The sequence below is a fragment of the Pseudonocardia sp. SID8383 genome, assembly GCF_009864975.1.
Classification (GTDB): domain Bacteria; phylum Actinomycetota; class Actinomycetes; order Mycobacteriales; family Pseudonocardiaceae; genus Pseudonocardia; species Pseudonocardia alni.
This window is the reverse complement of record NZ_WWFY01000786.1, coordinates 1-10,541: the sequence shown is the minus strand read 5'-3', so window position 1 is coordinate 10,541 and position 10,541 is coordinate 1. Positions and strand designations below refer to the sequence as shown.

9 protein-coding genes and 1 pseudogene are annotated in these 10,541 nt (G+C 72.4%); 9 read left to right on the top strand and 1 reads right to left on the bottom strand.

The genetic code is table 11. The features are described from left to right. The 9 genes and pseudogenes from GTW08_RS19405 to GTW08_RS19365 all read left to right on the top strand — a co-directional run. Window positions 1–752: pseudogene (locus GTW08_RS19405) on the top strand (ABC transporter substrate-binding protein); the annotation flags it as partial. Window positions 753–1,071: 319 nt separating this feature from the next. Beyond that, on the top strand, window positions 1,072–2,778 hold the full coding sequence (locus GTW08_RS19400; protein WP_073577726.1) for a peptide ABC transporter substrate-binding protein: 1,707 nt from the start codon (window positions 1,072–1,074) through the stop codon (window positions 2,776–2,778). A 79-nt stretch (window positions 2,779–2,857) separates the two neighbouring features. Next, window positions 2,858–3,790 (top strand): ABC transporter permease, encoded by a 933-nt coding sequence (locus tag GTW08_RS19395; RefSeq protein ID WP_073577727.1) that lies wholly within the window; start codon window positions 2,858–2,860, stop codon window positions 3,788–3,790. Window positions 3,791–3,844: 54 nt separating this feature from the next. Continuing rightward, on the top strand, window positions 3,845–4,834 hold the full coding sequence (locus GTW08_RS19390; protein ID WP_073577728.1) for an ABC transporter permease: 990 nt from the start codon (window positions 3,845–3,847) through the stop codon (window positions 4,832–4,834). 1 nt (window position 4,835) lies between these two features. Further along, window positions 4,836–6,902, top strand: coding sequence for an ABC transporter ATP-binding protein (locus tag GTW08_RS32725; protein ID WP_073577729.1), 2,067 nt, complete (start codon window positions 4,836–4,838; stop codon window positions 6,900–6,902). Window positions 6,903–6,969: 67 nt separating this feature from the next. Further along, on the top strand, window positions 6,970–8,085 hold the full coding sequence (gene tsaD, locus GTW08_RS19380) for a tRNA (adenosine(37)-N6)-threonylcarbamoyltransferase complex transferase subunit TsaD (RefSeq protein ID WP_073577730.1): 1,116 nt from the start codon (window positions 6,970–6,972) through the stop codon (window positions 8,083–8,085). A gap of 9 nt (window positions 8,086–8,094) precedes the next feature. Next, window positions 8,095–8,982, top strand: a complete 888-nt coding sequence (gene mshB, locus GTW08_RS19375) for an N-acetyl-1-D-myo-inositol-2-amino-2-deoxy-alpha-D-glucopyranoside deacetylase (RefSeq protein ID WP_073577731.1) — start codon at window positions 8,095–8,097, stop codon at window positions 8,980–8,982. Window positions 8,983–8,987: 5 nt separating this feature from the next. Further along, entirely contained in the window at window positions 8,988–9,371 is a 384-nt protein-coding gene (locus tag GTW08_RS19370; RefSeq protein ID WP_073577808.1) for a hypothetical protein, read from the top strand. Further along, entirely contained in the window at window positions 9,368–10,147 is a 780-nt protein-coding gene (locus GTW08_RS19365) for a hypothetical protein (protein WP_073577732.1), read from the top strand. Before GTW08_RS19370 ends, GTW08_RS19365 begins: the two co-directional genes overlap by 4 nt. 16 nt (window positions 10,148–10,163) lie before the next feature. On the opposite strand, the gene GTW08_RS19360 is transcribed toward GTW08_RS19365, so the two are convergent. Next, window positions 10,164–10,541: GNAT family N-acetyltransferase (locus GTW08_RS19360; protein WP_161152335.1), on the bottom strand; the 378-nt coding region annotated here is incomplete at its 5' end.

The following is a 10,541-nucleotide window of genomic DNA, read 5'->3' as shown; positions in this document are numbered from 1 at the left end:
CGTTCACCGAGGCGGGCTACGTCCGTGGTCAGGACGGCCGGTGGACCCTCGGCGGGCGCCCGCTCGGCGTGGTCATCGGCGCCGGGGCCGAGCGGACCGAGGACGTGGACGTCGCCCGCGTCGTGGCCGAGCAGCTCAAGGCCGGCGGCATCGGCGCCACGATCGTCGCCCCGTCGGCACCGGACCTGCTGACCGAGCCGAGCGTCGCCCCGACGACGCCGACCCCGACCACCACTCCCGCCCCGGCTGCGGGCCCGGTGCCCGGCGGCAGCGCCGCACCGGTCACCACGCCCCCGGCGGCCCCGACCACGACGACCGCCGCCCCGACGACGTCCGGTTCCCCCGACTCCGGGACCCCGGTCGCCGTCGACGTGCTCGTCGCACCCCGTGCCGCCTACGGCGCGGTCGGGCCGCGACTGGACTCCGACTACGGCTGCCCCGCGGACGCGGTGCCCGGCGAGCTGCCGGGCGTGGCCTGCTTCCCCGCGCTGCAGCCGCTGCTCGACGAGCTGCTGGTCGCCGAGAGCCCGGACCCGGCCGTCGTCGCCGAGGCCGAGCGGGTGCTGTGGCGCCAGCTGCCCGCGCTGCCGCTGTACCAGGCGCAGGGTCTGGTCATCAGCAACCCGCAGACCGACGCGGCCACCCGGGTCACGCCCGGCCCGATCGCGACCGGCCCGATGTCGGGCGCCCGGACCTGGGCCGAGCCGGAGGGCTCGGGCGAGCGCCCGACCGGCGACGACGACCCGAACTGACACCGTCGGACGCGTCCGTTCGGACGCACTCCGCTGCTGCACGGTGACGGCGAGTGGTACGTAAGTACCAACTGTGTTTCGGCATGCATCGAGGGCTGTGCGACGCAACGGTCCCGTTGTTACTGTCCGGTTCGGCTGCGAGCCCGTTACGCCGTTCACTGGTCACCGTTTCGCCACGACCGGCGTCGGACCTCGCTGCTGGAGAGCCGCGATTCCTAGCGTGCCTCCCGACGGGCCCCGGCACACATCCGGTGGTCCGTCGCGTCCCGGACGGGTGCGACAACGGCGTGCACCCACGACATCTCGAGAGGCACGGCAGATGAGGGGAAGAAGGGCGGCCGCCTCGGCCATCGCCCTGACCGCGGTCGTGGGGCTCGTCCTCACCGGCTGCAGCCAGCAGAGCAACACGGGGGCCTCGGGGGGTGCGGCCCAGGCCGGGCAGGGGTTCCCGGAGACGCCGGACCCGGAACAGGTCCCGGGCAAGCCCGGCGGGGTGTTCCGCATGGGGCTCACCGAGCCGACGGCGATCGACCCGTACAACGTCCAGGAGTCCGAGGGTGCCCTGGTCGCCAAGCAGCTCTTCACCGGTCTGGTCCAGGTCCGGCCCAACGGTGACGAGTACCCCGGTGTCGCCGATACCTGGACCTCGAACGACAACTGCACGCAGTGGACGTTCAATCTCAAGTCGGGCCAGAAGTTCTCCGACGGCACCCCGCTGACCTCCGCTGACTTCAAGCGCGGCTGGGAGCGGACCACGGCGAAGGCCTCCGCATCGGAGGTGGCCTACCACCTGAACCAGGTGCAGGGCTACGAGCAGATGCAGGCGGGGACGGCGACCACCCTGTCCGGGGTGAACGCCACGAACCCGAACACGTTGGCCGTCGCGCTGTCCGAGCCGAACTGCGAGTTCGAGCTGCGGACAGCACACCCGGCGCTGTCTCCGGTCCCGGCCTCGGCCGGTGCGGCGGACAACACCACCTACAACGACCTGCCGCTGGGCAACGGCCCGTTCCGGATGGACGGCCCGTGGCAGCACGACCGCGGCATCAAGCTGGTCCGCAACGACAACTACACGGCGGGCCCGAAAGCGAACCTCGACGCCGTCGAGATCACCATCACCCCGGCCGACACCGGTGCCGACGCCGAGTACAACGGCTTCCGTAACGGCCAGTTCGACTGGGCCCGGATGCCCACCCCGGTCCAGTCACAGGCCCGTGACGAGTTCGACCCGCAGGGCAAGTGGATCTCCAAGAAGACCGCGGGCATCAACTACCTGTCGGTCCAGGTCACCAAGCCGCCGATGAACTCGGTCGCTGCGCGCAAGGCGGTCTCGATGGCCATCGACCGCGCCGCGATCACCGCAGGCGTCTTCCAGGGCGGGCAGGCCCCGGCCACCGCGATCGTGCCGCCGTCGTTCCCGCAGGCCTACCAGGAGGGTGTCTGCGACGCGTGCACCTTCAACCCGGACGAGGCCAAGCGCCTCGCCCAGGAGGCCGGCTTCCAGCCCGGTACCGAGCTGAACTTCCAGTTCAACACCGGTGGCGGCCACGAGGAGTGGACCGCGGCGGTCCGCCAGCAGATCGAGCAGAACCTCGGCATCAAGGTCAACTACTCGGGCGTGCCGTTCCGCGACCTGCTGGACAACCAGCAGGCGCCGGACGCGACAGGCATCTACCGGTCGGCCTGGGGCGCGGACTACCCGACGCCGGCCAACTTCCTCGGGCCGCTGCTCGACACCACGTCCATCGGTGCGGCATCGCCGACCGAACCTGCATTGGGCAACAACCGCGGCCGCTACTCCAACCCGGAGTTCGACCAGCTGCTCGCCCGTGCCGCGGCCACCAAGGACGAGGCCCAGCGCGACGACCTGTACAAGCAGGCCGAGCAGATCGCGATCGGTCGCGACCTGGCCATCATTCCGATGTTCCAGCGCCAGCAGTACCGGCTGGCGGCGACCGACCGGTTCGGCAACGTCGGCATGGACTTCTTCGAGAACCCGACGCTGGACACCATCACCCTGAAGTGACCGCCCGTCCGCGCACCTGCTCCCGTGACCCGGGAGCGGGTGCGCGGACGCGGTCCGCACCCGACGGGAAAGCCACCACATGGGCCGCTTCATCCTGCGGCGCGTACTCCAGGGACTCCTGGTCGTCGTCGTCGCCGCATTCCTGATCTTCCTGGCCACTTTCGCGCTCGGCGACCCGTTCGCCTCTTCCGGGGAGAAGGCGGTCCCGCCCGAGATCGCCGCCCTCAATCGTGCGAAGTTCGGGATGGACCAGCCGCTGCTGATCCAGTTCGTCAACTACCTCGGCAACCTCGCGATCGGCGACATGGGCGTCGACTTCGACCAGCGACGGCCGGTCAGCGAGCTGATCCTCGACGTCCTGCCGAACACGATCGTGCTCGGCCTGGTCGCGGTGCTCTTCCTGATCCTGTTCGGGGTCAGCGCGGGCATCCTCGCCGCCGTCCGCCGCTACTCGTTCTGGGACGCCTTCGTCACCGTCCTCACCACGGTCATGATCGGCATCCCGGTTTTCGTGCTGGCGATCTTCCTCGTCGCGAACGTGTCCGGCGTAGGACCGTTCCCGCCGGTGCCGCGTAGCTTCACCGTCGAGGTGCCCTGGTACTTCGACGTGCTGCTGCCCGCGTTCACGCTTGCCGTGATCGAGGCGGCGTTCGTCGCACGGCTGATGCGCGGATCGATGCTGGAGGTGCTGCGCGCGGACTACGTCCGGACCGCACGCGCCAAGGGGCTGCCCGAACGGACGGTCATCGGCCGCCACGCGGTGCGCAACTCACTGCTGCCCGTAGTCACCTTCGTCGGCCTCACACTCGGGTCCTACGTCGGCGGCGCCATCATCACCGAGACCGTCTTCCAGTACAACGGCGTCGGCTACCTGCTCTCCCGGGCGATCACGACGAACAACGCGCCGATCATCACGGCCGTGGTCATCTACACGGTTGTCGCCTACGTGCTGCTGAGCATGGTCGTCGACGTCCTCTACGCCTACCTCGACCCGCGGATCCGGCTGAACTGACGCGCACCGCGCTCGTCCCGGCCCACGTCCCGACACCTCGCGAGGCGAACCCTCATGAACCCTCCACCTCCCACCTCCGGCGCGGCCACCACCTCGTCCTCGCCCGGGGGCGCCCCGAACACCGGCGACGCCGGCCCGGCCGCTGCGCTACCGACCGTCCCGTCCGCGGGGCCCGTCGGCCGGCCCCAGGGCCCCGGCCAGTTCGCCGAGATCTGGCGGCGTTTCCGCCGTAACCGGCTGGCCATGGTCGGCCTTGTCATCGTGGCCTTCCTGGTCGTCGTCGCGATCATCTCGCCGTTCTCGACGCCGTACGACCCGTTCGAGCAGAACCTGCTCAACACTTTGCAGCCGCCATCGGGGTCGCACTTCTTCGGCACCGACGTGCTCGGACGCGACCTCTACTCCGGTGTCATCTACGGCACGCGGCTGGCGATGATCGTCGGTATCTCCACCGTCCTGTTCTCCCTGCTGCTGGGGCTCTCGCTCGGCGCGCTGGCCGGTTTCAAGGGTGGCGCCTGGGACTCGGTCATCGGCCGGGTCATCGACATTTTCCTGGCCTTCCCGGCGCTGGTCGGTGCGATCGTGATCGTGCGGGCGACCGGCAACGGCATCGTCCCGGTGATCATCGCGCTGGTCGCTCTCGGCTGGATGACCACCGCGCGCCTGATGCGCGGCCAGGTTCTCGCGCTGCGCGAGGCCGAGTATGTGGAGGCCGCCCGCTCCATCGGGGCCGGGACCGGCCGCATCCTGCGCCGTCACATCCTGCCCAACGCGGTGGCCCCGGTGCTCGTCTACTCGCTCACCAGCATCGGTGTGGTGGTCGTCGCGATGGCGTCGCTGTCCTACCTCGGGGTGGGGGTGCCACCGGACGTGCCCGAGTGGGGCCGGCTGATCAGCTCGGCCGCGCGCTACCTGTCCGCGGACGGCGTCACGCACCTGTGGCTGTTCCCGTCCCTGGCGATCATGTTGACGACGCTCGGGTTCGCGTTCGTGGGCGACGGTCTCCGCGACGCGCTCGACCCGAAGCTGCGCGGGGGGAACTGAGATGACCGAGCACATGCTCGAGGTCCGCGACCTGCGGGTGCACTTCGCCACCGACGCCGGTGTGGTCAAGGCCGTCGACGGCGTCAGCTGGCACGTCGACCGGGGCGAGACCCTGGCGATCGTCGGCGAGTCCGGCTCCGGCAAGTCGGTGTCGGCGATGAGCCTGATGGGCCTCGTCCCGACCCCGCCGGCGACGTTCCCCAGCGGCGAGGTGCTGCTGGAGGGCCGCTCGCTGCTGACGATGTCGGAGTCCGAGCAGCGCAAGCTGCGCGGCAAGGACATCGCGATGATCTTCCAGGACCCGCTGACCGCGCTGAACCCGGTCTACAGGGTGGGCGACCAGATCGCCGAGATGATCCGGGCGCACGACCGGCAGGCCGGCAAGGTCACCGCCCGCCGCCGCGCCGTCGACCTGCTCGGCGAGGTCGGCATCCCGAACCCGGCCGCGCGGGCGTCGCAGTACCCGCACGAGTTCTCCGGCGGGATGCGCCAGCGCGCGATGATCGCGATGGCGCTCGCGAACGACCCGAAGGTCCTGCTGGCCGACGAGCCGACCACCGCGCTCGACGTCACGGTGCAGGCCCAGATCATGAACCTGCTCGAGAAGCTCCAGGAGCAGCGCGAGACGGCGATCGTCCTGATCACCCACGACCTGGGCCTGGTCGCGGCGCACGCCGACCGGATCATGGTCATGTACGCGGGCAGGGTCGTCGAGACCGGGACCAACGACGAGATCTTCGCCGAGCCGCGGCACGCCTACACCTACGGGCTGCTGTCGTCGCTGGCGCGGATGGACCAGGCCCGGCCGGAGAAGCTGGAGCCGATCCCCGGGCAGCCGCCGAACCTCGCGCACGTCCCGTCGGGCTGCGCGTTCCACCCGCGCTGCCGGTTCGCCACGTCGTCCTGCGCGGAGAAGACCCCGGAGCTGGTCCAGCTCACCGACCGGCCCGGTCACCTGCACGCCTGCCTGCACTCCGACGAGGTCGGCGAAGCCGCCGCCACGCCGCGCGAGCCGGTCGTGCCGGTGTCCGAGGCACACGTCGCGGAGACGGCGACCGGCGAGCCGATGCTGCGCACCGCGGGGCTGACCAAGTCGTTCCCGATCCGCTCCGGTGTGCTGTTCCAGCGCACCGTCGGTGTGGTGCAGGCCGTCGACGGCATCGACCTGGAGATCCCCGAGGGGCAGACGCTGTCGCTGGTCGGCGAGTCCGGCTGCGGCAAGTCGACCGCGGCCCGGGCGATCCTGAGGCTGCACGAGCCCACCGCCGGCAGCGTGCACATCAACGGCCGCGACGTGACCGCGCTCGGGCAGTCCGAGCTGCGCTCGGCCCGGGAGGACATGCAGATTGTCTTCCAGGACCCGTACGCGTCGCTGAACCCACGCATGACGGTCCGATCGATCCTGTCGGAGAAGTACGAGCTGCTCGGCGGCGAGCTCACCGACTCCACGATCCCGGAGCTGCTCGAGACCGTGGGGCTCTCGGCCGAGTACGCCGAGCGCTACCCGCACGAGTTCTCCGGCGGGCAGCGCCAGCGCGTCGGCATCGCACGGGCGATCGCGCTCAACCCGAAGTTCGTGGTGCTCGACGAGCCCGTCTCGGCCCTGGACGTGTCCATCCAGGCCCAGGTGCTCAACCTGCTCGAGCAGCTGCAGCGCGACTTCGGGCTGACCTACCTGTTCATCGCCCACGACCTGTCGGTGGTGCGCCACATCTCCGACCGCGTCGCGGTGATGTACCTGGGCAACGTCGTCGAGGTCGCCGACCGCGACGACCTGTTCGACCGGCCGCAGCACCCCTACACCCAGGCGCTGATCTCGGCGGTGCCCGTCCCGGACCCGGCGGTCGAGCGGGTGCGGGAGCGGATCGTGCTGACCGGGGACGTGCCCAACCCGGCCGACCCGCCGTCGGGCTGCCGGTTCCGCACCCGGTGCTGGAAGCACCTGGAGCTGTCCGACGCCGACAAGGCGCGCTGCATCGACGAGAAGCCGGTCCTGGAGATCGCGTCCGGCCCGGGGCACCGGGTGGCCTGTCACTTCGCCGAGGAGCGCGCGCTCCTGCGGACCTGACCGAGCACGACCCGTCCGAGCAGGACCCCACGGCCACGACACGCCACCCGGTGCGAAACTGGGTGGCGTGTCGCTGGTTCTGGGGATCGAGACGTCGTGCGACGAGACCGGTGCCGGTCTCGTCCGGGACGGGGTGCTGCTCGGCGAGGGGCTGGCGTCGTCGGCGGACGAGCACGCCCGTTTCGGTGGTGTGGTCCCGGAGGTCGCGGCCCGCGCCCACGTGAGCGCGGTGACGCCGATGGTGCGCGCGGCGGTCGAGGCGGCCGGGGTGTCGCTGTCCGACATCGACGCCGTCGCCGTCACCGCGGGGCCGGGGCTCTCGCCCGCGCTGCACGTCGGCGTCGCGGCGGCCAAGGCGTACGCGGCGGCGCTGGAGGTGCCGCTCTACGGGGTGCACCACCTGGCCGGGCACGCCGCCGTCGACGTCCTGGAGCACGGCCCGCTGCCCGACCGCTGCGTCTGCCTGATCGTCTCCGGCGGGCACACCTCGCTGCTGGCGCTGGGCGACCTGGCCCGCGACCCCGTCGAGCACCTCGGCGACACCGTCGACGACGCGGCGGGGGAGGCCTTCGACAAGGTCGCCCGGCTGCTGGGCTTGCCGTACCCGGGCGGCCCGTCGGTCTCGAGGGCCGCACTCGACGGCGACCCGGCCGCGATCGCGTTCCCGCGCCCGATGACCGGTCCACGCGACGCCGCGTTCGGCTTCTCCTTCTCCGGGCTCAAGACCGCCGTGGCCCGGCACGTCGAGGCCGCCCAGGACGCGGGCCGCGCCGTCCGGGTCCCGGACGTCGCCGCGTCGTTCCAGATGGCCGTCGTCGACGTCCTGGTCCGCAAGGCCCTGCGGGCGTGTGCCGAGCGCGGCGCGGACACCCTGCTCATGGTCGGCGGGGTCGCGGCGAACCGGGTACTGCGCACCGAGATGGAGCGCGCCTGCGCGGGCGCCGGGATCACCCTGCGGGTGCCCGTGCCCCGGCTGTGCACCGACAACGGCGCGATGATCGCAGCCCTGGGCGACCTCCTGGTCCGCGACGGCGTCGAACCCGCGGGGCTGGGCGGGACCGCTGTCCCGACCGTGCCGCTGACCGGCGCGACGATCACGTTCCCCCCGGCGACGGGGGAGGCGGCGGAGTTCCCGCTGCCCGTCGTCCCCCACGCCGCGGCGGGGTCGATCATCGCCCCGTAGGCTCCCGGCGTGCCTGCTCGTCGCCTCCTGCTCGTCCACGCCCACCCGGACGACGAGACCCTGACCACCGGCGGAACCATCGCCCGCTACACCGCCGACCCCGACTGCGAGGTCACCGTGGTGACCTGCACCCTCGGGGAGGAGGGCGAGGTGATCGGTCCGGAGCTGGCCGAGCTCGCCCCGGACCGCGGTGACCAGCTCGGCGGCTACCGCATCCGCGAGCTCGACGCCGCGCTGGCCGCCCTCGGCGGGCCCCGGCACCGCTGGCTCGGCGGCCCCGGGCGCTGGCGCGACTCCGGCATGGTGCTGGCCGGGCACGGCACCCGCGCCGCGCTCCCGCCGGAGCTGCACCCGCGGGCGTTCGCCGCCCCGGAGCCGTTCGGCACCCAGCTCGCCCAGCTGCTGGAGATCATCGACGAGGTCCGCCCGCAGGTGCTGGTCTCCTATGCCTCCGACGGCAGCTACGGCCATCCCGACCACGTCCGGGCGCACGAGCTGGTCGTCGCCGCGGCGGGGGCGCGCCCGGACGTCGTCGCCAAGCTGTACTTCGCGGTGCGGTCGAGCGCGCTGCTCGACGACGGGCTCACCGAGCTGCACTCCGCGCTCGGCGGGGACCCGGACCGCACCGGGCTGCGCTGGCCGGCGCCCGACGAGCACCCCGGCCACGACGCCGCCGCCGTCACCACCCGGGTCGACGTCGACGCCCATGACGACGAGCGGGTCGCGGCGATGCGGGCGCACGCCACCCAGATCGACGTCCGCAGCGGCGACGGCTGGGTCGCGTTCGCGATGAGCAACGGCATCGTCCAGCCGCTGCTGGGGGTCGAGGAGTACGTGCTCGCCGGCGCGCCGCCCGGCACGACGGAGACGGATCTGTTCGAGGGGGTCGACGGGTGAGCGACGTGACGAGGCTCCCGCTCGCGCTGGTGCTGCTGGTGATCTCGCTGCTGCTGGTGGCCTTCGAGCTGATGTTCCAGATGCTCTACATCGGCCCGGTCCCGGTGCCGCTGGGCACGGTGATCGTGGTCGTCTCGCTGCCGTGGCTGATCCACACCACGGCCACCGAGATCCTCCCGACCCCGGCGGGTGCGGCGGCCCCGCTGGTCGTCTGGTTCGCGGCGGTGCTCGTGCTCGGCTTCTTCGGCCCGGGCGGGGATCTCCTGCTCCCGGTGAACTGGGAGTCGCTGCTGCTGCTCGTCGCAGGCGCCGTGACCGGCGTCGTGTCGTTCCGCAGGGCGCTCGACCGGCTGGCGGACGGCCGCAACGACCGAAGGGTGACCCGATGACGATCTCCGACGACGACCTGGTGCAGGTCCTGCGCCCGTTCGTGCGGGCCACCCGGCCGGTGCTCGACGGGCTGCGCGAGTCCGACCCGTTCGGCCTGCGGGCCCGGGTGACGCCCGGCTCGGACCGTCCGGAGGACGCGACCGACGAGGAACGCTCGCTCGCCGACAAGATCCTCGACGCGCTGGCGTCGGTGAAGGTCCCCGGCACCTCGGCCTGGGCGGCGATGGACGTCCCCGCCCGCACCGACTGGTGGGTCTACCGGGTCGGCCGGTTCACCACGCTGATCGCCGCGATCCCCGGCCTGGGCGGGGCACTGGCCCGCACCCTGCCGGTGTCCGACGCCGTCGGCGCGGCGGGCGAGGGGCTGCTGCTCGTCGCGATCGCGGGCGAGCACGGCGTCCGCTCGGAGGACCGGCTCGTCGAGCTGCTGGCGTCGGTGCTGTTCCAACGCGAGCTCGACCTCGCCGCCCGGGAGCTCACCGCGGCCGAGGACGCCGATGCCGACGCCCGCGCCGAGGAGCTCACCGGTGATCTCGCCGGCGACGGCAAGCGGGCCACGCTCAAGCGCGTAGGCAGCGCCGTGTGGCGTCTCGGACGGGCCCTGTGGGGCGTCGAGGACGAGCTCGGCAAGCGCCCGCACGGCCGCTTCTACCACCAGTGGCTCGGGCTGCTGCCGGTCGTCGGCGTCGTCGGGAAGTATCTGGGGGAGTGGTCGGGGCTCAAGCGCGCCGCCAAGCAGGCCCGCGCCTGGCTGCTCCGCCGCGGGTTCGCCTGAGCCCCTGACACTCCGGTCAGGCCGGATCCGGGGGGACCAGGTAGTGGTAGCGGTGGTGGTCGGTCCAGCCGGTAGCGCGGTAGAGGGCGAGCGCGGCGGTGTTGTCGTCGGCGACGTCGAGCATCCCGTGCCGCGCCCCGTGCGCCGCGCCCCAGGACAGTGCCTGTCCGGTGAGCCGGGCCGCGAGACCGCCGCGCCGCGCGGCCGGGACGACCCACAGCCGTGACACGTAGACGTGGGAGTCGACGACGGCGGCCCGCACCGACGCGAGCGGCGTCCCGGCGGCGTCGGCGAGCGTGCCGAACCCGACCTCGACGCGGTCCGTGCCCGTCCGTCCGCTCTGCTCACCGGGACGCAGCACCCCGGTCAGCACCGCCCACGCGGGCGCGCCGGG

Excerpts from the sequence above, each read along its gene's own strand:
- GTW08_RS19365 (WP_073577732.1), top strand. The coding sequence starts at position 9,368 with ATGACGATCTCCGACGACGACCTGGTGCAGGTCCTGCGCCCGTTCGTG.
- GTW08_RS19390 (WP_073577728.1), top strand. The coding sequence starts at position 3,845 with ATGAACCCTCCACCTCCCACCTCCGGCGCGGCCACCACCTCGTCCTCG.
- GTW08_RS19400 (WP_073577726.1), top strand. The coding sequence starts at position 1,072 with ATGAGGGGAAGAAGGGCGGCCGCCTCGGCCATCGCCCTGACCGCGGTC.
- GTW08_RS19395 (WP_073577727.1), top strand. The coding sequence starts at position 2,858 with ATGGGCCGCTTCATCCTGCGGCGCGTACTCCAGGGACTCCTGGTCGTC.
- GTW08_RS32725 (WP_073577729.1), top strand. The coding sequence starts at position 4,836 with ATGACCGAGCACATGCTCGAGGTCCGCGACCTGCGGGTGCACTTCGCC.